Here is a 19,987-nt window from a genome sequence, read left to right on the forward strand (position 1 = left end):
TTAGACGGTCCGGACGACGTCGTCGTAGCTGAACTTGGGCTTCGCGGCGCCCCAGGCGTCCTCACCCGGCTGCCCGATGTTGACCACCAGGAAGCTCTTCTGGTCACCGGCCGGGAAGAACGCGGCATCGATCGCACCGAAGTCAGCGCCGGTCATGGGTCCGGCCGCGAAGCCGAGCGAGCGGACGGCCAGGATGAAGTAGCCGGCCTGCAGGTGGGCGTTGTTGTTGCCGGTGCTGGCTGCCAGCTCCGGCGAGGCGTCGTACATGGCCTTGGGGGCGTTGTAGCCGGGGAGGAAGTTCTCCCACTGCCCGGCCCAGTCGGTGTCGTAGCTGAGGATGGCGACGAGCGGCGCGGACGCGGTCTTGGCGCGGTTTCCGTTGGACAGGGTCTCAACCAGCGTGGCGCGGGCTTCGTCGGAGCGGACATAGGTGACGCGCAGAGGCTGGGAGTTGAACGCGGTGGGGCCGAACTTGGTGAGCTCGTAGATGGCGCGGGCCTGGTCCTCGGTCACCTCGCCGGTGAAGGAGTTGGCGGTGCGGGCCTCGGCAAAGATGGCGTCGACGGCGGCCGAATCGATGGCCGCTTCTTCGTGGGCAATAGTCATTGGCTTACCTTTCGCTGCGCAGCCCGCCGGGCGGCGGCTGCCTGTTTCTCTTCCTATGGTTGCAACTTCAAGCGATTGAGTCCTCTTCCCATGACGGCAGGTGACGTTGCCCACAGCGCGCCCGGCTCAGGGGCTGGTTCGCAGCTCCTGGCCTTAACCGTTCCGGTCCGCGAACAAGCTTAGGAAAGACGGCCTGCGCGGTATTCTTGCTGCGGAAGATCCCTGCCCCCGCGGCAACCCCCTCGAAAGGCCTCCGCCATGAGCATGCTCGGAATGAAATGGAAGCTCCACGGCAACGGCAAATCCATCCGGCCCGGCCACGTGGTGGCCCCTGATGAGCGGCTCGCCTGGCCCCTGACCATCGGTGTGGGAATGCAGCACGTGGTGGCCATGTTCGGAGCCACGTTCCTGGTGCCCATCATCACGGGCATGCCGCCGGCCACCACCCTGTTCTTCTCCGGCATCGGCACGCTGCTGTTCCTGGTCATCACCAAGGGCCGCGTGCCCAGCTACCTTGGCTCCAGCTTCGCGTTCATCGCCCCCATCATGGCGTCCCAGCAGCAGTTCGGCGTGCCCGGTGCGCTGGGTGGAGTGGTGCTCGCCGGCGTCGCACTTGCCCTGATCGGTGCGCTGGTGCAAAAGTTCGGCGCGGGCTGGATCAACCGGCTGATGCCGCCGATCGTCACCGGCGCCATCGTGGCACTGATCGGCCTGAACCTTGCCCCCGCCGCCAAAATGAACTTCGACGCCGCACCCATCACCGCCGTCATCACACTGGCCACGATCATCCTGGTCAGTGTCCTGTTCCGCGGAATCGTCGGGCGACTCAGCATCCTGGTGGGCGTGGTGGTGGGCTACCTGGTGGCCATGCTGCGCGGTGAAGTGAACTACGAAAAGATGGATGCCGCGGCCTGGGTTGGCCTGCCGCAGTTCCAGACGCCGGAATTCCACCTGGGCGTGCTGGGCCTCTTTGTGCCCGTGGTGCTGGTACTCGTGGCCGAGAACATCGGGCACGTGAAGTCCGTGTCCGCCATGACCGGGCAGAATCTCGACGGCGTCTCCGGCCGCGCGCTGATGGCAGACGGCGCGGCTACTGTCCTGGCTGGCCTCGGCGGCGGTTCGGGCACCACTACCTACGCGGAAAACATCGGGGTTATGGCCGCCACCAAGGTCTATTCGACGGCGGCATACTGGGTGGCGGGGGCGTTCGCCATCGTGCTGAGCTTCTCGCCGAAATTCGGCGAACTGATCGCCACCGTTCCGCCTGGCGTGCTGGGCGGCGCCGCCACCATGCTGTACGGCATGATCGGCATCCTGGGCGTCAAGATCTGGGTGCAGAACAAGGTCAACTTCTCCAACCCGGTGAACCTGACCACGGCCGCCGTGGCGCTGATCATCGGCATCGCCGACTACACCTGGACCATCGGGGAACTGAAATTCACCGGCATTGCGCTGGGCTCGGCCGCCGCCCTGGTGATCTACCACGGCATGAAGGCGATCGCGAAGGCGCGGGGCACGGCCGCCGAGCCGGAGACCGAGCAGGCCGGCCTGCCACCCGCCGTGAAGGCAGCGGTCAACGCGGCCGCGAAACGGGCACCCAAGAAGCGCTGACCGGGGCGGCCCGGGTCAGGCGGCGCTGCTCCCGCCGATAAACGGTCCGGGCGGGCTGCCGATGCCAAAAACCGGGCCCGGCTCGGGCCGTTTGGCGTGCAGCAACTCGTCTTCCGCAGTGTGCTGCCGCAGCTGCCGGAGCACCCACGGGACCAGGTATTCGCGTGCCCAGATGAGGTCCTCCGCCCGGGCCTGCCGCCAGGTTCGCGGCGGCAGCTGCTTGGGCTGCAGGGGCACCAGGGTATGCGGGACACCGAGGGAATTCAGCACGGCGGTGGCGATGGTGTGGTGGCCCAGGGGCGAGAAGTGCAGCCGGTCCCGGTCCCACATGCCCGGGTTGGTCAGCTCCCGCAGGAACCACAGATCCACCATCACGGCGTCGTGGCGGGCGGCCACGGCATGGAGGTTCTCGTTGAAGATCGCCACCTTCCCGCGGATCTGGCTGAAGACCGGTGTGGCTCCCCAGTCCGGGCCGGCAAAAAGGACCACGGTGGCGCCGGACCTCGTCAGCTGACCGACGCCGTCGTCGATTTTTTCCGCCAGCCGGTCAGGGTCGCTGCGCCGGAAGACAATGTCGTTGCCGCCGGCCGACAGCGTGACCAGATCCGGCTTCAGTGCCAGCGCAGGTGCCAGTTGCTGGTCCAGGATCTGCTGCAGCATCAGGCCCCTGACGGCCAGGTTGGCGTACGCGAAGTCCTGCTGGTTCGCGCTGAGTTCTTCGGCGACGCGATCGGCCCAGCCGCGCAGCCCTCCTTCGCTGAGCGGTTCAGGGTCCCCGATTCCCTCAGTGAACGAGTCTCCGAGTGCCACCAGCCGGTGCCACGGATGCGGTGCGGGAACTGCAGAGGCATCCCGGGTTGGCCGGTCCTGCTTCCAGACGTTCATGCCGTACTCCCTGTCTTCTAGGGTCCCTTTTTGAGGGCCTGTGATTCGACTGCAATGAGTCCCGGGAAGCCCGCGCCATCCCTGCCCGGTGTTACCGGATCCCGGCGTGCGGCCGCCACTATGTTCAAGGCAGCGTCGCGGAGCCCCTGGTTGTTGTGCTTCGCGACGGTGCGGAGGTACTGGAGTGCCACCTCACGGCTGAGTCCGTAGTCCGCCATGAGTGTGCCAACGGCAAGATCCATCAGCACCATGGAGCTTTGGGCTACCGCGAGTTCGGCGCTGGCTTCTGCCCGCTCCGCCACCCGCAGCACCACACGCAGCGCCCTTCCCACCTCCAGCGCGTACGCGCGTGTCCTGACGATGTCCTCGCTGGTGAAGGCGTGCGGAGTGGAGGCGTAGAGATTAATCGCCGCACTTGATCCGGCCGTGGCGGCAATCGGCATGGACAGCAGCGACCGGACCCCATGGCCGGCGGCGGCGCTGGCGTAGCCTGGCCATCTGCGGTCACGGTCCATATCGGGGAGATGGACGAAGTCGCCTGACCGCATGGCCTCCAGCACGGGTCCGTCTTCGAACGAGCACTGCTCCCGGTCTGCGGCCCGGGCGACCTCGCTGCCTGCGGCGATAGTGTGGGCAATGGGGTGCGCGTCCGGGTGGACGTCCCCGCGGCGGTAGAACGTAGCAGCCCAGCTGATGCCGCGGTGGTGGCCGTCGATGCTCCGCATGAACTCATGGGTGACTTCGCCAAGGAAGCTCTCCACTTCCTGGCTGTCGAACACGACATCCTGGGGGGCTGGAAGTGATTCCCAGCCCGGGTCCCCTGGGGTCAACGCGGCCATGGTGCACGCCTCGCTACGATACGAGCCGGCCCACTTCAAAGCCTGTAATTAGGATACGTCCGGATCGGCCTGCGGGGGCGGTGTCCCGCCCGAAAGTACTGGGCCCAGGCAACAAAAAGGTGCCGCCCGGCGCACAGCCGGACGGCACCTTTCGTTATCGGTGCATGGCACCTGGCGTTTAGCCGGCGTCGAAGCTTTCCCCGTCGTCATCCTTGGGGGCCTTCTCAGCCGGAAGATCATTCCCGCTGCCATCCGGCAGGCCTGCGGCCTCCTGCCCGGACTCAGACGAGAACGGCTCAGCGCCCTGCTCATCAGCGTTGGATTCGTCGATTTCGGCCTCCGCGGAGGGGACGTCAGCATCGCGCGGGACCGGCAGTACCCCCGGCTCGAACCCGGGATCGTTGGTGTCAGCTTCCGCGTGGAGCTGGTCGTCCGTGCCCCCGAAGCGGCCGGCCCCGGGCTCGCCGGCACTGTCTTGGTCCTCGTCAGCCAAGTGGCCGAGGTTGGGTGAGCCGGTGGGGAAGGTTTCGCCAGTGGCGCTGTCCTGGTTCAGGCCGGCAGCGTCAAAGTCCTCCTCCTCACGGGGCTGGGCAAACTGTTTGTTGTCCGCACCGCCCATCTCCTGCTCCGCCGTCGGCGTGCCGTAGCCCCCAACTTCCTCTTCCGACTGGTTGTCCTGACTCATGGTTCCTCCTGTTGTGGATGTGGATGAATCTGACATGCAAACTTCCTGCTACAGGCCCTTGCCGCCGGTCACTGGCAGCACGGCGCCCGAAATGTAGGACCCCTGGTCAGAGGCCAGCAACACATAGGCAGCTGCAAGTTCGGCGGGCTGGCCCGCTCGCTGCAAGGGCGTGTCCTGCCCAAACTTGGGCAATTTGTCCGGCCATTCGGTCGCCGGGATCAGCGGCGTCCAGATGGGGCCCGGAGCGACGGCGTTGACGCGTATCCCGTTCGGTCCCAGTTCCTGGGCCAGTGCCTTGGTGAAAGCCACCTGCGCTGCCTTGGTCATGGCATAGTCGATCAACCCCGGCGAAGGGTTGAACGCCTGGATGGAGGCTGTGGTGATGATCGAGGCGCCGGCTTTCAAGTGCGGAACCGCGGCGCGCGCCGTCCAGAGCAGCGAATAGAGGTTGGTCCGGAAGACCCGGTCGAACTCCTCGGTGGGGAGCGACTCGAAGCTCTCCCGGTTCTTTTGGTAGGCCGCGTTGAGCACCACGACGTCCAGGCCGCCAAACTCTGCCACGGTGTCTTCCACGATCCGGGTGCTGAACTCCTCCTCCCGCCCGTCGCCGGGCAGCAGCAGCGCACGCTGGCCTGCTTTCCGGATCCAGTTGGCCGTGTCCTGGGCGTCGTCTTCCTCTTCCGGCAGGTAGGAGATGGCGACGTCGGCCCCCTCGCGGGCGAAGGCAATGGCGGCCGCCTTGCCGATTCCTGAGTCACCGCCCGTAATGAGCGCAGCCTTACCCTGCAGGACACCGTGCCCCTCATAGCTATACTCGCCGTGGTCCGGTTGGGGATCCATGGGCGCCGTCAGGCCCGGCTGCTTCTGTTCCTGCTCCGGGAACGGCCCGGAGTGGTAGCCGCCCCTGGGGTCTGTGGGCGGGTCGGTCTGTTTCTGCGTATCGCTCATAGTCCACCTACTCACGTCGAAAAGGTTTCGAGAGTCCTGCCTGCTCCGGCCCTTCGAAACTATCCCGGCGGGTGAAGCAAAGTCCACCGTTCGGGCCGAATAATCAGTAAACTTATCAAACGTTGATCTTGGCGCAACTTCGGCCTAGCTTTGGAGCACCCGGCGCTGCAGCAGGCACTCCGCGGCAGGCAGTACCCGGGCGGAGGGAGGAGATGGCATGTCGGATGTGGAGGACTACACCGGGAGCACCGGCCGCAACGAGACCCGCGAAGAACAGCTGGACCGGAACTGGGCGGAATTGCTGCAGGAACTCCGGGTGCTGCAGACCGGCGTCCAGATCCTCGCCGGCTTCCTGCTGACCTTGCCCTTCCAGGAGCGTTTCGGGCGCCTCGACGATTTCCAGGTCACCCTCTACCTCGTCAACGTGGTCATTGCCACCCTCACCACCGCCTTCATCCTGCTCCCGGTCAGCGTTCATCGGCGACTGTTCCGCCAGCGCCTCAAGGAGACGCTGGTCTCCAGCGCGGATACCATCACCAAGATCGCCCTGGCCGGGGTGGGCATGCTCAGCATTGGAACGGCGTCCCTCGTCTTTGACGTCACCGCGGGCCGCTCCGCGGGCCTGACCGCAGGGGGCATCCTGCTGGCCGTCCTGCTGGTGCTGCTGGTCTACGTCCCGCTCCGGCTGAACCACCGCGCCAAAGGTCAATAGCCGGGCGGGAGTCCGCACAAACAGCAACGGGAGCAAAGATGCGCACATGGGCCAGGGAACACGGACTGCTGCTGGCAAACGCCGGTTTATTCGTGGTGTTCTTCGGCGGGATGATCCTCTCCGGCGCTGCCGCCTACAGCGAGGAGCAGGCCGCCCACGGGCAGCAGGCCGTTTCTGTCCTTGAATACCTGTCCACGGGCGACTTCGTGGAAGCCACCTTTGAAAACTGGGAATCGGAATTCCTGCAGATGGCCATGTATGTCATCCTGACGGTTTTCCTGTTCCAGAAGGGCTCCTCCGAGTCCAAGCCAATGGGCAAGAAGGCGCCCCAGGACGAGGATCCGCGCGACGCCCCCATCAAGGCCGCCACGCCGTGGCCGGTGAAGCGCGGCGGCCTTGTGCTCAAGCTTTATGAGCACTCACTGTCCCTGGTGCTCCTGGCGCTGTTCGTCGCCTCATTCGCCCTGCATGCGCTGGGCGGCACGGCGGCGTACAACGAGGAGCAGATGAGCCATGGCCAGCCCACGGTGACACTGCTGGACTTCTTGGGAACCAGCCAGTTCTGGTTCCAGTCCTTCCAGAACTGGCAAAGCGAATTCCTTGCGGTCGCTGTCCTGGTGGGCGCGTCCGTCTACCTCCGCGAAAAGGGCTCGCCCGAGTCGAAGCCGGTGGCTGAACCGCATTACGAGACCGGGGCGTAAAACCGCCTTTTAGGCGCCTTCCAGCACCTGGGTGGTGGCCCAGGTCAGGTACTTGGCGGCGTTGGAGATCGCCTCAGCCGGGCTGGGCGCAACATCGAGCAGCTGGGCTGCGGCCACCACACCGTGCTGGGCGAGGTCCTCGGTCGTGACCAGGATCCGGCCGGCCACCACAATGACGGGGATGCCGCGTTCGCGGGCGGCGTCGGCGAGCGCGATGGGCGCCTTGCCTGTCAGCGACTGGGAATCCATGGAACCCTCGCCGGTGATCACCAGGTCCGAGTCCGCGAGCTGCTCGGCCAGCCCGGTGAGCCCCGCCACCAGCGCGAAGCCGCCTTCCAGCCGGGAGTCAGTGAAGGCAAGGAACGACGCCGGGAACCCGCCTGCTGCGCCTGCGCCCGGAATGTTGACGTCCCGGCCCGTGGCCTCCCGCAGCACTGACGCCCAGTTCCGGAGGCCGGCGTCGAGCAGTTCAACGGCGTCGGCGTCCGCACCCTTCTGCGGCCCGAAGACGTGGGCGGCTCCCTCGGGTCCGTACAGCGGGTTCCGGACGTCGACGGCGATCCGGAACTGCACGGCGGACAGCCGCGGATCCAGTTCGGTCGTATCCAGGGCCACGACGTCGGCGAGTGACCCGCCGCCCAGGGGCACCACGTTGCCGGCGGAGTCCAGCGGCTTGAGGCCGAGCGCGCGCAGGGCGCCGCTGCCGCCGTCGGTCATGGCCGAGCCGCCAAGGCCCAGCACAATTTCCGTTGCCCCGGCGTCCAGGGCCGCGGCCACGAGCTGCCCGCAGCCGTAGCTGTGGGCGCGGAGGGAATTCTCCGGGGTGGGATCCATTTCGGCCAGACCGGAGGCCTGCGCCGTCTCGATCACGGCGGTGGCGCCGCCGAACGCGGTTTTGCGGATGGCCCAGGCAGCCCCGACGGGAGCCAGGATGGGGCCGACCACCGCGTTGAGCCGTTCCTCATAGCCTGCCGAGACGGCCGCTTCCAGGGTGCCTTCGCCGCCGTCGGCCACGGGGAACTGGGTGGCGACTGCATCGGGGTAGACGCGGAGCGCCCCTTCGGCGATGGCGGCGGCCGCCTCGGCGGCGGTCAGCGAGCCCTTGAACTTGTCCGGAGCAATGAGAATGCGCATGCGCTCCATCATGCCAGCCCCCGGCCGGAAAGCGCTTGCCCAATCCGTAATACGGACACGTGAAGCTTTCGGGAGCGGGTCAGCTGGTGGAGCCGCGCACCACGAGCGAGCTCGCCAGGGTCAGCTGGGCCTGCTCGAGCGGCCGGCCCTCCATCAGCGCGCGCAGCTGCTCCCCCGCCTTCAGGCCCAGCGGGGTGGCCGGCAAGTGCACGCTGGTGAGGCCGGGATTGCTGGTGGCGGAGTAGGGGAGGTCGTCGAAGCCCGCCACGGCGAGCTGCTCCGGGATCAGCACGCCGGCCACTCGGGCTTCCTGCAGCACGCCGTAGGCGTGGGTGTCCGTTCCGCAGACGACGGCGGTGACCCCGGCCTGCTGCCACTGCGGCCACGCCTGGGTGAAGGCGGCCGCTGCCGCGCCGACGTCGATGGTGGTGCTGACGATGCAGCCGGACGGCACGGAGATCCCCCGCGCCGTGGCCTCATCCAGGAACGCGGAGCGCCGCACGTCGAAGGTGGCAGTGCCGGTCACGCTGTCAACGTAGGCCACGGTCCGGTGGCCGGCATCGGCCAGGTGCGCCGCCAGCTGGCGCGCGCCGGAGGCGACGTCTAGGTTCACCGAGGGTGCGTACGACTCCAGCCCCGGGGCGTCGAGCAGCACCAGCGGCCCCGGAGCCGAAAGGTCCTCGAGGAAGTCGGAGTTGGGTGCGTCCACGAGCAGCCCGGCCGGGCGCAGTGCAAGCAGCTTGCGGACATCGTGGGCCTGCGGGAACTCGCCGGCGTCCGTCACGGACAGCAGGAGCTGGTAATCCGCACCCAGGGATTCCCTGACCCCGGCGATCACCTTGGCAAAAAACGGGTTCGAGATGTCCGGTGCCACCAGGATCACAATGGAGCTCACGCCCTTGGCCAGCGAGCTTCCCACACTGTCCACCACGTAGCCGAGTTCGGCGATGGCGTCCCGCACGCGGGTGATGTTGTCCTCGGAGACGCGCCCCCGGGTCTTGCCGTTGGCCACCAGGGAAACAGTCGCCGTCGAGACGCCGGCCCGGGCAGCCACCATGGCCGCCGTGACCCGCGGTCCCCGGCCTGGCTGCTGCTGGGTGCGCTCCGCGGTTTCCATACCTCGATGGTAGTCGGCGCGGAGGGCCAATCGGCGCCATCAGGCAACGCAAGGCATCAAGCGCTTGACGCCTTCTACGTTAAGCGCTTGACGTAACGCCTGCGGAGATGCCATGATCTCCCTTGATTGCTTTAGCGCCCTGCCGGCACCCAGCCCGGCAGGCCCCCAATGACGTGGAGACAAACGTGGACCCCAACCCCGTAAACCGCAAGAAGATCATCCTGGACTGCGACCCCGGGCATGACGACGCCGTGGCGCTGCTGCTCGCGCACGGCAACCCTGACATCGAGCTGCTGGCCGTCACCACCGTGGTGGGCAACCAGACCCTCGAGAAGGTCACCCGCAATGCCCTGTCGGTGGGCACCATCGCCGGCATCACCGGAGTTCCGTTCGCCGCCGGCTGCGGCCGGCCGCTGGTGCGCACCATCGAAACCGCACCCGACATCCACGGCGAGTCCGGCATGGACGGCCCCGCGCAGCCCGAGTCCGCCATCGAACTGGACCCGCGCCACGCCGTCGACCTCATCATCGACACCGTCATGGCGCACGAACCCGGCACTGTGACCCTGGTCCCCACCGCCGGCCTCACCAACATCGCCATGGCGGCGCGCAAGGAACCACGCATCGTGGACCGCGTCAAGGAAGTTGTCCTGATGGGCGGCGGTTACCACGTGGGCAACTGGAGCGCCGTGGCCGAATTCAACATCATCATCGACCCCGAAGCCGCACACATCGTGTTCAACGAGAAGTGGCCCGTGGTAATGGTGGGCCTGGATCTCACCCACCAGGCACTGGCCACCCCGGAGGTCGTGGCGAAGATCGCGGCTATCGGCACCAAGCCGGCGCAGTTCGTGATGGAACTGATGGAGTTCTTCACGCAGACGTACAAGGACGCCCAGGGCTTCGACTACCCGCCGGTGCACGATCCCTGCGCCGTGGCCTACGTAATCGACCCCAGCATCGTCACCACCCGCAAGGTGCCTGTGGACATCGAACTCCAGGGCAAGCTGACCCTCGGCATGACCGTGGCCGACTTCCGCGCCCCGGCTCCCGCCGACTGCAATACCTCGGTCGCCGTGGACCTGGACCACGGACGGTTCTGGGACCTTGTCACCGATGCCCTCGTCCGGATCGGTGAGCCGTTCACCGGCGAGGCAGGCACCAACGCCAACACGGCCGACGTCGAACGCCAGGATCGTGCCGATGTCACCATCGGAGGGATCAAGTAAATGACCGCCACACTCCTTGAAACCAGGACCTCCCGCGGCAACGTCACCGCACTGATGGTTGCCCTGCTGGCAGCCTGCGTGGCGTTCCAGCTCAATGCCTCCATGCTCAGCCCGGCCCTGGTCACCATGGGCAATGAACTCAACACCGACCAGGCCGTCATCGGGCTGTCCCAGACGTGGTTCTTCACCGCCGCCGCACTGTTCTCCCTTTTCCTGCCGCGCCTGAGCGACATCATCGGCCGCAAAAAGATCCTGATCGGCATGATGCTCCTGATGGCCGTCGGCTCCGTCATCGCGGCGCTGGCCCCGGACGTCACGTGGCTCTTTGTAGGCCGCATCATCCAGGGCGTCAGCGGCCCCACCGTTCCGCTGTGCCTGATCATGCTGCGCTCCGCCGTCAGCAACCCGCGCAAGTACGGCACGCTGATGGGCCTCATCACCGCGGTCAACGGCGGCGTGGCCGGCGTGGACTCGTTCGTGGGCGGCTACTTCGCCGAGCACTTCGGCTTCCGCAGCATCTTCTGGCTCATGGTGGTCCTGGCCGTGGTGGCCACCGCCCTGATCGCCCTCCTCGCTGGCGAAAGCAAGCCCGCCGCCGGAACCACCATGGACTGGCTGGGCGTGTTCTTCATCGTGGTGGCCGTCGGCGCCCTGCTCACGGCGCTGAACGAAGGCTCCAAGCTGGTGGGCGCGTTCTCAGCCGGCACGGTGATGCTGGCCATCGGGCTGGTGGCCGTTGCCGCCGTCGCGTTTTACGCGTTCTGGACGGTGGAGAAGCGGGCGAAGGAGCCCATGGTGGAAACCATGCACCTGCGCCAGCGCTCCACCTGGGCGCCGCTGCTGACCACCACGCTGACCATGACCGGCATCTTCGCCGTCATCAACGGCATCATCCCCGCCTACGTCCAGGCGGCAGCCCCAGGGTTCGGCGTCGGCCCCACAGAAATGTCGCTGATCATCCTCACCCCGTACGCCCTGCTCGGCTGGCTGGTGGGACCCATCAGCGGCAGGCTGGCGCCAGTGCTCGGCTACACCAGGGTGCTGCGGATCGGCATGCTGGGCAGCGTCGCCGCCCTGGCCATCATCGCGTTTTTCGGTCTCAGCAGCCTGCCGCTGATGATCGCCGGAACGGTCTTGCTGGGCATCATGTACGCCGGTACGGTCAACATCATGCTCAACGGCCTTGGTGTGGTGCTCTCCCCCGCCGGAAATCCCGGCTTCCTGCCCGGCATGAATGCGGGTGCCTTCAACCTTGGTGCGGGCCTCAGCTTCCTGGTGCTGCCGGCCGTGCTGGTGGCGACGTCGGCACTCGGGGACCCGAAGGCCTCCTACCTGACCGTTGTGGTCACCGGCCTGGTCATCACCGTTGCCGCGTTCGGCGCCTCGCTGCTGATCCCGAAGCCCGTTGAGGCTGAGGTGGCCGAATGAGCACCGGAACAGCGGGCACCGCCGTCGAAAAGGGCGGCAGGATCGTCGTCGTCGGATCCCTGAACGCGGACCTGACCATCTACTGCGAGCGGCTCCCGCTGCCGGGCGAGACGGTCCACGGCACCGGATTCGCCGTCAACCCGGGCGGCAAGAGCGCCAACCAAGCCGTGGCCGCCAGCCTGCTGGGCGCGGATGTGAGCCTCATCGGCGCCGTGGGGGACGACGCCAACGGCGAGATGCTGCTGTCTTCCGCGGCCGGCGCCGGAGTGGACGTAGGCCATGTCCGGAGCGTCCCCGAGGCCACGGGGGTGGCCGTCATCGCCGTCGACGCGCACGGCGAAAACAACATCATCATCTCCGCAGGCGCCAACGGGACCCTGTCTCCTGCGGACGTCTCTGCCGCGGCGGACGCGTTCGACGGCGCCGCCGTCGTCTGCCTCTGCCTCGAGGTCAGCCCCGAAACGGTGGAGGCCGCGGCACGCGCTGGGCACAACGCCGGCGCCACCGTCCTGCTGAACCTCTCGCCGTACGCCGGGATCAGCCAGGAACTGGCGGAACTGGCGGACGTCCTGCTGGTCAACGCCCACGAGGCGTCGCTGTTCCTGGGTTCAGGAGACGTGCCGGACGCTGCGATGCCCGGTGCCGCGGCGGACGACGCCGACTGGGACCGGATCCGCGGGCGCTTTGCCGAGCGCGGGCTGGACCGGGTCCTGGTCACCCTGGGCGCGGACGGTTCGGTGGTCCTGGATTCGCAGGCGGCCGGACCGAAGGTCACGAGGATTGCGCCCACCGCGGTGAAGGCGGTGGACACCACCGGCGCGGGTGACGCGTTTACCGGTGCCGTGGCGGCCCGCCTGGCAGCGGGAGACCCCCTCGCTGCGGCTGCCGCGTTCGCCTCTGTGGCTGCCGCCCTGGCAGCGACGCGGAAGGGGACGCAGGCCGCCTACCCCGGCACGGCCGACGTCGAACGGCTGCTGGCCCGGGCTTAGTGCCGGACCTAAGCGCGGGGTTTCAGCACCGCGAAGTAACCGGGGACGAGGCTGGCAGCCGCGTCCCCGGTCATCGGGTTCGTCTCGATGGTGGTGGGGCCGTCCTCCAGCAGTTCCCAGGTCTCCGGCGGCAGGGCCCGGCTGCGTTCGGCAGGGCCGAAGTGGCCGGGCATCGGCAGTTCGCGGATGGCCCGTTCCAGCGGGGCCGGGATGGCCTCAATGGTGGCGCCCAGATGGGTGACGTACTCCACCGGGTTGCCCTGGAAGTTCGTTTCGGCCAGGAATACTGCACCGCGCCTGCCCACCAGTTGCCGCAGGTTTTCCACCAGGGCCGCCTGGTCCGCCGGTTCGAGTACGTGCAGCACGCCGCGGATAAAAACGTTGGCGTCGGTGTTCCCGGCGAGGCCCGCACCGGCACCGGGCTGGGTCATGTCGCGAATCAGGAAAGTGACATTGTCCATTCCGGCAGACCCGTTCCGGGCCCGTTCCACGGCGTGGGCGGATACATCCACGCCGACGGCCCGCGGAAACAACGGGGCAAGTGCGCGCGTGAAGCTGCCGTGGCCGCACCCGACATCAACCACCGGAAGCGTCGGATCAAAGTGGCGTCCCAGCACGTCGGCGTAACCAATGACCTCGTGGTCGCTTCCGGAGTCCCACAGGACCTCACTCTGCGCACCGGTCCTGGCTATTCCCGCCCAGTACCGGTCCCAGGCCACGTTCCTGTCCTTCGGCGCAGAGCGGGACAGCCTGATGAGCTTAGGGATCATCAGGTACTTCCGCAGCGCGGAGCGCAGTGTTTTTACTGGCGAGGACACGGTCCAAATATATGTCCCGACGGGCACCAATACGTCCGTTGGCGTCATGCCGCCGCTGCCGGCCGTCATAACCCCTGCGGCGGCCGCATCCTTCGCGCCGTCATACTCCGCCCGTCGCTACAGGAGCAGCGTCGCCGCGTCCCCCTAGAATGTACTCAATTAGGAGCGAAGGGAGCATCGTGGCAACGGACACACCCTTTGTCACAGCTATGCAACGCACAGCTGTGGTGGCCGACCCCGACGGCGGCCGGCTCGAGTCCAGTGCCGAGGCCCTCCGCGCAGCCGGCTACCTCGTCCACACGGCCCAGGATGCCGAGGCCCTGTTCTCAGTGCTCGACGGCGGCAAGCCTTCCGTTCTGGTCGTTGACAGTTCCCTCTCCCCCAGGGAAAGCCGCGTGCCCGTGCTGGTGCTGGTGGACCTGGACGACCGCGCGGAGATCGCGGCCATGGAGGGTACGGGCGTCCGCGACTGCATCGCCAAGCCGCCGGTGGCGAAGGAATTGGTGCACCGCGCCACCGCCCTGATCAACCTCGTGGAACGGCGTAGCCGGGCGCGGCAGGAGGCCGAGGCCCTGCGCGAGCAGCTCCGGCTGGTTTCGGCGGCCGTGCGTGGAACCAATGATCCACAGAAAATCGCAGACTACGTTGTGACGGGGTTCGGCGAAACGTTCGGCGCCGACCACGTCTGGCTGACCACGTTCGAGGACGAACGCGTACCTGCCATTACCGCCCAGTGGAGCCGGCAGGGGCTGGATCCGCTTCCGGTCGGCCCGCTTGAAGACGAAGCCGCCGCGCGCTCCACCGCGGACCAGCTGTGGGCCAGGGCAGAAGTGCTGACAACGGACGGCTCGGACGGCTCCATCAGGCTGCCAAAATCACTGGAGGACCTGCACGCGAAAGCGTCGGTAGTAGTGCCCATGGGGGAAGGGAATTCTTCCCTCGGTATTTTGTGGATCGCGCTGCTGGACAGCCCCCGGGCCTGGTCACGCGCCGAACTGGGACTCATCCAGCACGTGGCGGGCAATGCCGCCCACGGGCTGATCCAAAGCCACCTGATCAGCAGCCAGCTCCAGGTGGTCAAGCAGCTGCAGGAGCTGGACAAGGCCAAGACCGACTTCCTGGCCACGGTCAACCATGAACTGCGCACTCCGCTGACGTCGATCATGGCGTACCTGGACATGATCCAGGAGAGCACCGCCGATCCGGTCTCGCCGGAGGTTCACCAAATGCTGGACATCGTGGTTCGAAACACGGAACGGCTGCGGATGCTCATCGAGGACATGCTGAGCGTTTCCCGCAGCGGCGGCGGGGAAGGCCCGCTGCACCTGACGCCGATCCGGCTGGGCCGCACGCTGGAAATCGTCGCCGGCGCCCTCCGTCCGCTGGCCACGCTGCAGGATGTCACCATAGCGCTGGAACCCGCGCAGGAGGATCCTGAACTTATGGGGGATGAGGTGCAGCTGCAGCAGGTTTTCACCAACCTGGTCTCGAATGCCATCAAGTTCACGCCCGGCGGAGGAAAAATCCATGTGGGCAGCTTCGCCCACGCCGCCGCTGACGGCTCGCGCTGGGCCACCGTCCGAGTGACAGACACCGGAATGGGCATTTCCAGTGAGGAGATCGCCCACGTCTTCACCCGCTTCTACCGCGCCTCCAACGCAATGTCCGGGGCGGTCCCGGGCACCGGGCTGGGCCTGGCCATCACGAAGGACATCGTGAGCCGGCATGGCGGCCGCATTGATGTCGCCTCGGAGCTGGGAGCCGGCACCACCGTAACCGTGACTCTGCCCCTGGGCACCGACGCGTCCCCGGCAAGCTGATCGCCGGAAGGAGCAATCCAGGTGTTCGCTGACAATGACCCCAGGCTTTCGCAGCTGCTGGAGGGCATCGTCCGGCTGGCCTCCGGCGACCTGAGTTCAAGGATTGAAGTGTCCCCCGCACGGGACGAGCTCGATGCCATCATCATGGGCACCAACCTCCTTGCCGAGGACCTGCAGATCATCTACGAAGAGCTTGAACAGCGGGTGGAAGTCCGGACCAAGCTCCTGCATGAGGCGCACCTGGAAATGCAGAAAATGGCCATGCAGGACCCGCTCACCGGACTGGCCAACCGTTCGGCGCTGCTCACCGCTCTGAAGTCGGCGCAGTCCGACGGGGCGCGTGACACCCTGCCGCCTGTCATCCTCCTGCTGGACCTGGACGCGTTCAAGTCCATCAACGACACCCAGGGCCACACGGCCGGGGACAAGGTCCTGATCACGGTGGCGGACCGCATCCGGGGCGCCGTCCGGGCCACCGACGTTGTTGCCCGGCTGGGCGGCGACGAGTTCGCCATCGTCATGCCGGCCACGGGAGCCGACCAGGCCGCCGTCGTCGGGCAGCGGATCCTGGCCGCGCTCAAGGAACCCATCGAGCTTCCCGACCGGAGCATCCGCTGCGCAGCAAGTGTCGGGCTGAGCGTCGGGGATGCCGGGCAGGGGCCCGAGGAAATGCTGATGCAGGCCGACGTCGCCATGTACGCCTCCAAGGCCGAGGGCCTGAACCGGCTCCATATCTTCGAGCCCGGGCTCCTGCTCGTGCGCCGGCTCCGCAGCCAGCTGTTGGACGACCTCCGGTCCGCGCTTAAGGGCGAGGGGCTGGTGCTCAACTACCAGCCCGTGGTTGAGCTGGCCACCGGCCGGGTCGAAGGCGTAGAGGCGCTGATCCGGTGGAACCACCCCTCCCGGGGCCGGATCATGCCAGATGAATTTATCCCCCTGGCCGAAGAGGCCGGGCTGATTTCCGAGCTTGGCCGCTGGGTCCTCACAACTGCTGTGGAGCAGCTGCGCCGGTGGGTGGAGGACGACGCAGTGGACAGCGGGTTCTCTGTGCGGATCAACATCTCAGCCACTGACCTGCAGAGCCTCCAGTTCATCGAGGATGTCCGGGAGGTGCTCAAGGAGACTGGCGTCCGGCCCGAACAGGTGGTCCTGGAACTCACCGAGATGGCCATCGTGAAGGGCAACGACCTGGACCGCTATTCACTGGGCGGGTTGCGCGGCCTGGGTGTCGGGATCGAGATCGACGATTTCGGGACGGGCTATTCATCCATCAGCTACCTCCGGCGGCTCCCGGTGGACCGCGTGAAGGTGGACCGCTCCCTCATCGTCGGGCTGGGCACTGATCCCAACCAGCCCGCCCTGGTGGCCGCGGTCCTGCAGCTGGTGCGGGCGTGCGGGCTGGAAGCCGTGTGGGAGGGCGTTGAAACCGCCGAACAGGCTGAGCACTTGAGAAGCCTCGGATGCCTGAGCGCACAGGGCTATTTCTTCAGTAAACCCCTGCCGGCGGAGGATATCCCGGCACTGGTGGCCGCGGCCTTCCCAGCTGGGAATATACGGCCATAGTGGTGAAAAGGGATGTACTTTTGCCCTACCCGATATACGATCATGATGCGGTGTCAGAATTACACTGCGCGGGAGATCGGATTCAATCAGAAGTTGCTGATTCCGAAGGTTTCTGGAAATTGAACAATTACGGGGCCAACGGGTCATTACTTCGTCAACTGGGGGCGTAGTTAATGTCGGTTCGAGTGCAGGCTTGGGGAGTAATTGCGGCTGTCCTCGCGGGGTCCGACCCCGCCCAGGCAGCCACACGTCAGCGTCTTAGCGACCGCCTGGACGAAAACCCGGGAGTACCTGAACGGGCGCTCCTGGAACACCTGCTGGAAAACCGGCAACAGGACAGCCTGGAGAGCGGAACCCCGGACACTGCCCGCGCGGCGTTCCCACGGGATGCCATGCCGCCGCAGCTGATTGAACGCCTGGATGCCATCCGCAGTCTTTCGAGGATCAGCGCCCTGCTGGAGAGCCGGATGCTGATGACCGCATTCCAGCCGATCTATGGCCTGGCGAGCAAAAGCGTGGTGGGCGTCGAGGCGCTCTCGCGGTTCGTCAGTGACGACGGCGCCGGCGCCGAGCTGTGGTTTGCCGAGGCTGCATCAGTAGGGCTGGGAGCCAACCTGGAATTCTCCGCGCTGGGCTCCGCTGCGGACGCCGCCGCAAATCTCCCCCCACATCTCTACGTTTCCCTGAACGTCTCGCCGACGTCCTGCATTGATCCGCGGCTGCCCGAATTGTTCGACCACATCGATTTGCCGGTCAACCGGATTGTGCTCGAATTGACCGAGGGAATTCCGGATGACGAATACCCGCATTTCATTTCCGCAATTACTCCATTGCGCGAGCGCGGCCTGCGCATTGCCATCGACGACTCCTACTCCGGAGCCGGCGCGCTGAGCCGGATGGTGCATCTGCGCCCCGATTTCATCAAACTGGGGCGCGACATCATCAGCGGCGTGGACGTTGATCCAACCCAGCAGGCGCTGGCAGCCTGCATGGTGGACTTCGCCGAGCAGATCGGCACTGAACTGGTGGCCGAAGGCGTGGAAACGCGCGAGGAACTCCAGGTGCTGACGGATCTTGGCATCAGCGCAGGCCAGGGCTACCTGCTTGGCCGGCCGTCCGTGCGGCCCGAAGAATGGGCGGCCTGGAACACGGCAAAGGATCCGGACGGCATCATCCGGCAGCTCTCCGGTACGGAGAACGTGGCCCAGGGCGCGTCAGGCAGAGCCGACAAGCGGTGACGTCGTGGTGTTGAGCTTGCCGAAACGTGGTTCCGACAAGCTCTCACCAACACCAGCTATTCGCTGTGCCCCTGGTCCCCGCTCATTTGGTCTTCCGCCGGCGGGGTTTCCCCGGGCGGGACTCCCCCACCCGGCTCCAGACCGGTGATGTTTCCCTCGAGCGGATCAGGGTTGGCAGTATCGGCTGAATCCGTCGGCGTGCGTGCCTGATCAGTTCCGGCATCGCTTTCCCCACCGGGCTTGTCGGGATTGGCGGGATCATTTTCCGGATGGTAGCTGCTCATGGGTGCTGGTTCCTTCCTGGACAGGCTGCGGCCACTTCCTCAGCCCTGGACTAATTGTAAGCATGCTGATAATTCTGGAAGGGTAACGGGACAGCAAAACCGGCGTCCCCTGGCCAGAAGGAGCACTCACATGGGCATCGGCGACAGCATCGGCAAGGCAGCGGAAAACGCCATGGAAGACCTGGCGGGAACATCATCGCCCACGGAGAACGCACGGGTTCCGGAACCAACGGATCCAAACAGCGACGTCGAAGTCCACTCGTCCATCAGCGAAGGATCCAATGCGATGGAGGCCGAGAAGGAGAAGGCGCCTGGCCTGAAGGCCGGCCCGGCGACCGGTCCCGTGTCGTCCCCGCCGGCGGAGCCGGTCAGTACCCCGGACGTCGCAACCGACGGTGCAGCGGAAGACGCCGGCTCGGCAGCTACTGAGGAAGCCGGGGAGGTGCCCCGCGACGTTCCGGGTCCGGCCGGCCTGCCCGACGGCGATCCCGACGCCCTGCGCGCCGACCCCGGTGAGGGCGACGAGGATCCCTCCACAGCGCTGGGCCGCAGCTGACCTTGCGTTACGGAGTGGCTGGACCTAGTTTTCCGGCCACTGCCCGCGTTCCAGCAGGACCTGCTTCAGGAGGTCCGCCCGGTCGGTGACAATGCCGTCCACGCCGAGGTCCAGCAGCCTTCGCATTTCGGCCGGGTTGTTGATGGTCCACACGTGCACCGCCAGGCCCAAGGCGTGCGCCCGCCGGACATAGCCTGGGGTGACCACGCGGACCGACCCATATCTGACCGGAACCTGGAGCGCCTGGACATCATTCAATGTGGCCCGTAGCAGCAGCCTCAGCCAGGCGGTGGGCAGCGGCCGCAACAGGAAAAAGAGCGTGTTCGTGGCAATCCCGGCCGACGACGCAACCGGACGGCTGAGCAGCTTCAGCACCGCCCGGCGTCGGCGGTCTGAAAAGCTGGCCACCAGCACCCGGTCATGGAGGCCGTGCCGTTCGATGGCGGCGGCGAGGCTGCGGACCGAGTGCCAGTCCTTCACGTCCAGGTTGAGCCGGATACCAGGCAACGCGGCCACCAGCTCGTCGAACAGGGGCACGGGCTCGCGTCCGCCGATCCGCGCCGCGGCAACCTCTGCGGCGGTGAGTTCGGAGATGCGGCCAGCGCCGTCCGTCACCCGGTCCAGCGTCTCGTCATGGAAAAGCACCAGGACGCCGTCGGACGTAGTGTGCACGTCGGTTTCCAGGTACCGGTAGCCGAGGTCGACGGCGGCGCGGAATGCGGCCATGGAATTCTCCAGCCCCTCTCGCGAGAAGCCGCGGTGGGCCAGGGCCACGGAATGGCCGGCGTTGTGCAGGAACGGCGAGGGTGCAGTCACATGGTGAG

20 protein-coding genes are annotated in these 19,987 nt (G+C 66.7%); 10 read left to right on the plus strand and 10 right to left on the minus strand.

Annotated elements, in window-relative coordinates:
• Positions 1–606, minus strand: coding sequence for a malonic semialdehyde reductase (locus ABV518_RS08465; protein ID WP_367766453.1), 606 nt, complete (start codon positions 604–606; stop codon positions 1–3).
• Positions 607–864: 258 nt separating this feature from the next.
• Between ABV518_RS08465 and ABV518_RS08470 the strand changes: the two genes are divergently transcribed.
• The gene (locus tag ABV518_RS08470) at positions 865–2,217 is read left to right on the plus strand and encodes a uracil-xanthine permease family protein (protein ID WP_367766455.1); all 1,353 of its coding nucleotides are present in this window, start codon (positions 865–867) and stop codon (positions 2,215–2,217) included.
• Positions 2,218–2,232: 15 nt separating this feature from the next.
• Here ABV518_RS08470 and ABV518_RS08475 read toward each other — a convergent pair whose 3' ends face one another.
• The 4 genes from ABV518_RS08475 to ABV518_RS08490 all read right to left on the minus strand — a co-directional run bounded on the left by ABV518_RS08475 (position 2,233) and on the right by ABV518_RS08490 (position 5,574).
• On the minus strand, positions 2,233–3,102 hold the full coding sequence (locus tag ABV518_RS08475; protein WP_367766457.1) for an SGNH/GDSL hydrolase family protein: 870 nt from the start codon (positions 3,100–3,102) through the stop codon (positions 2,233–2,235).
• A 17-nt stretch (positions 3,103–3,119) separates the two neighbouring features.
• A complete protein-coding gene (locus ABV518_RS08480; protein WP_367766459.1) occupies positions 3,120–3,941 on the minus strand; it encodes a GAF and ANTAR domain-containing protein in 822 nt (273 codons plus the stop codon).
• A 178-nt stretch (positions 3,942–4,119) separates the two neighbouring features.
• Complete coding sequence (locus tag ABV518_RS08485) at positions 4,120–4,626, minus strand: hypothetical protein (RefSeq protein WP_367766461.1); 507 nt, start codon at positions 4,624–4,626, stop codon at positions 4,120–4,122.
• Positions 4,627–4,674: 48 nt separating this feature from the next.
• Positions 4,675–5,574: an SDR family oxidoreductase gene (locus ABV518_RS08490; RefSeq protein ID WP_367766463.1), complete on the minus strand. Its 900-nt coding sequence runs from the start codon at positions 5,572–5,574 to the stop codon at positions 4,675–4,677.
• 217 nt (positions 5,575–5,791) lie between these two features.
• Between ABV518_RS08490 and ABV518_RS08495 the strand changes: the two genes are divergently transcribed.
• Entirely contained in the window at positions 5,792–6,286 is a 495-nt protein-coding gene (locus ABV518_RS08495) for a DUF6328 family protein (protein ID WP_367766465.1), read from the plus strand.
• Between the two features lie 38 nt (positions 6,287–6,324).
• A complete protein-coding gene (locus tag ABV518_RS08500) occupies positions 6,325–6,987 on the plus strand; it encodes a DUF6766 family protein (RefSeq protein ID WP_367766466.1) in 663 nt (220 codons plus the stop codon).
• 9 nt (positions 6,988–6,996) lie between these two features.
• On the opposite strand, the gene ABV518_RS08505 is transcribed toward ABV518_RS08500, so the two are convergent.
• Both ABV518_RS08505 and ABV518_RS08510 read right to left on the minus strand, forming a co-directional pair.
• Positions 6,997–8,121, minus strand: a complete 1,125-nt coding sequence (locus ABV518_RS08505; protein ID WP_367766468.1) for a glycerate kinase — start codon at positions 8,119–8,121, stop codon at positions 6,997–6,999.
• Positions 8,122–8,200: 79 nt separating this feature from the next.
• Complete coding sequence (locus tag ABV518_RS08510; RefSeq protein WP_367766581.1) at positions 8,201–9,178, minus strand: LacI family DNA-binding transcriptional regulator; 978 nt, start codon at positions 9,176–9,178, stop codon at positions 8,201–8,203.
• Between the two features lie 245 nt (positions 9,179–9,423).
• Here ABV518_RS08510 and ABV518_RS08515 point away from each other — a divergent pair, with 245 nt between their 5' ends.
• The 3 genes from ABV518_RS08515 to ABV518_RS08525 are packed head-to-tail and all read left to right on the plus strand — an operon-like array spanning position 9,424 to position 12,884.
• Positions 9,424–10,467: a nucleoside hydrolase gene (locus tag ABV518_RS08515; protein ID WP_367766469.1), complete on the plus strand. Its 1,044-nt coding sequence runs from the start codon at positions 9,424–9,426 to the stop codon at positions 10,465–10,467.
• Positions 10,468–11,895: an MFS transporter gene (locus tag ABV518_RS08520; RefSeq protein ID WP_367766471.1), complete on the plus strand. Its 1,428-nt coding sequence runs from the start codon at positions 10,468–10,470 to the stop codon at positions 11,893–11,895.
• The gene (locus ABV518_RS08525) at positions 11,892–12,884 is read left to right on the plus strand and encodes a ribokinase (protein ID WP_367766472.1); all 993 of its coding nucleotides are present in this window, start codon (positions 11,892–11,894) and stop codon (positions 12,882–12,884) included. Before ABV518_RS08520 ends, ABV518_RS08525 begins: the two co-directional genes overlap by 4 nt.
• Before the next feature lie 8 nt (positions 12,885–12,892).
• On the opposite strand, the gene ABV518_RS08530 is transcribed toward ABV518_RS08525, so the two are convergent.
• The gene (locus tag ABV518_RS08530) at positions 12,893–13,654 is read right to left on the minus strand and encodes a class I SAM-dependent methyltransferase (RefSeq protein ID WP_367766582.1); all 762 of its coding nucleotides are present in this window, start codon (positions 13,652–13,654) and stop codon (positions 12,893–12,895) included.
• A gap of 257 nt (positions 13,655–13,911) precedes the next feature.
• Between ABV518_RS08530 and ABV518_RS08535 the strand changes: the two genes are divergently transcribed.
• The 3 genes from ABV518_RS08535 (at position 13,912) to ABV518_RS08545 (ending at position 18,323) form a co-directional block, all read left to right on the plus strand.
• Positions 13,912–15,522, plus strand: coding sequence for an ATP-binding protein (locus ABV518_RS08535; RefSeq protein ID WP_367766474.1), 1,611 nt, complete (start codon positions 13,912–13,914; stop codon positions 15,520–15,522).
• Positions 15,523–15,543: 21 nt separating this feature from the next.
• Positions 15,544–17,085, plus strand: a complete 1,542-nt coding sequence (locus ABV518_RS08540; RefSeq protein WP_367766475.1) for a putative bifunctional diguanylate cyclase/phosphodiesterase — start codon at positions 15,544–15,546, stop codon at positions 17,083–17,085.
• Positions 17,086–17,258: 173 nt separating this feature from the next.
• Entirely contained in the window at positions 17,259–18,323 is a 1,065-nt protein-coding gene (locus ABV518_RS08545; protein WP_367766476.1) for an EAL domain-containing protein, read from the plus strand.
• A gap of 56 nt (positions 18,324–18,379) precedes the next feature.
• Here ABV518_RS08545 and ABV518_RS08550 read toward each other — a convergent pair whose 3' ends face one another.
• Positions 18,380–18,607: a DUF6480 family protein gene (locus tag ABV518_RS08550; RefSeq protein ID WP_367766477.1), complete on the minus strand. Its 228-nt coding sequence runs from the start codon at positions 18,605–18,607 to the stop codon at positions 18,380–18,382.
• Between the two features lie 130 nt (positions 18,608–18,737).
• Here ABV518_RS08550 and ABV518_RS08555 point away from each other — a divergent pair, with 130 nt between their 5' ends.
• Positions 18,738–19,163 carry a hypothetical protein gene (locus tag ABV518_RS08555; protein WP_367766479.1) on the plus strand — a complete coding sequence of 142 codons (426 nt, stop codon included), beginning with the start codon at positions 18,738–18,740 and terminating at the stop codon, positions 19,161–19,163.
• A gap of 24 nt (positions 19,164–19,187) precedes the next feature.
• On the opposite strand, the gene ABV518_RS08560 is transcribed toward ABV518_RS08555, so the two are convergent.
• Positions 19,188–19,979 (minus strand): glycerophosphodiester phosphodiesterase, encoded by a 792-nt coding sequence (locus ABV518_RS08560; RefSeq protein WP_367766481.1) that lies wholly within the window; start codon positions 19,977–19,979, stop codon positions 19,188–19,190.
• Between the last annotated feature and the right edge of the window lie 8 nt (positions 19,980–19,987).

Origin of the sequence: Arthrobacter sp. HS15c, assembly GCF_040812005.1 — a bacterium.
Lineage (GTDB): Bacteria > Actinomycetota > Actinomycetes > Actinomycetales > Micrococcaceae > Arthrobacter.

Excerpts from the sequence above, each read along its gene's own strand:
- ABV518_RS08530 (WP_367766582.1), bottom strand. The coding sequence starts at position 13,654 with ATGATCCCTAAGCTCATCAGGCTGTCCCGCTCTGCGCCGAAGGACAGG.
- ABV518_RS08475 (WP_367766457.1), bottom strand. The coding sequence starts at position 3,102 with ATGAACGTCTGGAAGCAGGACCGGCCAACCCGGGATGCCTCTGCAGTT.
- ABV518_RS08490 (WP_367766463.1), bottom strand. The coding sequence starts at position 5,574 with ATGAGCGATACGCAGAAACAGACCGACCCGCCCACAGACCCCAGGGGC.
- ABV518_RS08510 (WP_367766581.1), bottom strand. The coding sequence starts at position 9,178 with ATGGTGGCTGCCCGGGCCGGCGTCTCGACGGCGACTGTTTCCCTGGTG.
- ABV518_RS08525 (WP_367766472.1), top strand. The coding sequence starts at position 11,892 with ATGAGCACCGGAACAGCGGGCACCGCCGTCGAAAAGGGCGGCAGGATC.
- ABV518_RS08470 (WP_367766455.1), top strand. The coding sequence starts at position 865 with ATGAGCATGCTCGGAATGAAATGGAAGCTCCACGGCAACGGCAAATCC.
- ABV518_RS08520 (WP_367766471.1), top strand. The coding sequence starts at position 10,468 with ATGACCGCCACACTCCTTGAAACCAGGACCTCCCGCGGCAACGTCACC.
- ABV518_RS08485 (WP_367766461.1), bottom strand. The coding sequence starts at position 4,626 with ATGAGTCAGGACAACCAGTCGGAAGAGGAAGTTGGGGGCTACGGCACG.
- ABV518_RS08535 (WP_367766474.1), top strand. The coding sequence starts at position 13,912 with ATGCAACGCACAGCTGTGGTGGCCGACCCCGACGGCGGCCGGCTCGAG.
- ABV518_RS08550 (WP_367766477.1), bottom strand. The coding sequence starts at position 18,607 with ATGAGCAGCTACCATCCGGAAAATGATCCCGCCAATCCCGACAAGCCC.
- ABV518_RS08500 (WP_367766466.1), top strand. The coding sequence starts at position 6,325 with ATGCGCACATGGGCCAGGGAACACGGACTGCTGCTGGCAAACGCCGGT.
- ABV518_RS08505 (WP_367766468.1), bottom strand. The coding sequence starts at position 8,121 with ATGCGCATTCTCATTGCTCCGGACAAGTTCAAGGGCTCGCTGACCGCC.
- ABV518_RS08495 (WP_367766465.1), top strand. The coding sequence starts at position 5,792 with ATGTCGGATGTGGAGGACTACACCGGGAGCACCGGCCGCAACGAGACC.
- ABV518_RS08480 (WP_367766459.1), bottom strand. The coding sequence starts at position 3,941 with ATGGCCGCGTTGACCCCAGGGGACCCGGGCTGGGAATCACTTCCAGCC.
- ABV518_RS08545 (WP_367766476.1), top strand. The coding sequence starts at position 17,259 with ATGTCGGTTCGAGTGCAGGCTTGGGGAGTAATTGCGGCTGTCCTCGCG.
- ABV518_RS08555 (WP_367766479.1), top strand. The coding sequence starts at position 18,738 with ATGGGCATCGGCGACAGCATCGGCAAGGCAGCGGAAAACGCCATGGAA.
- ABV518_RS08465 (WP_367766453.1), bottom strand. The coding sequence starts at position 606 with ATGACTATTGCCCACGAAGAAGCGGCCATCGATTCGGCCGCCGTCGAC.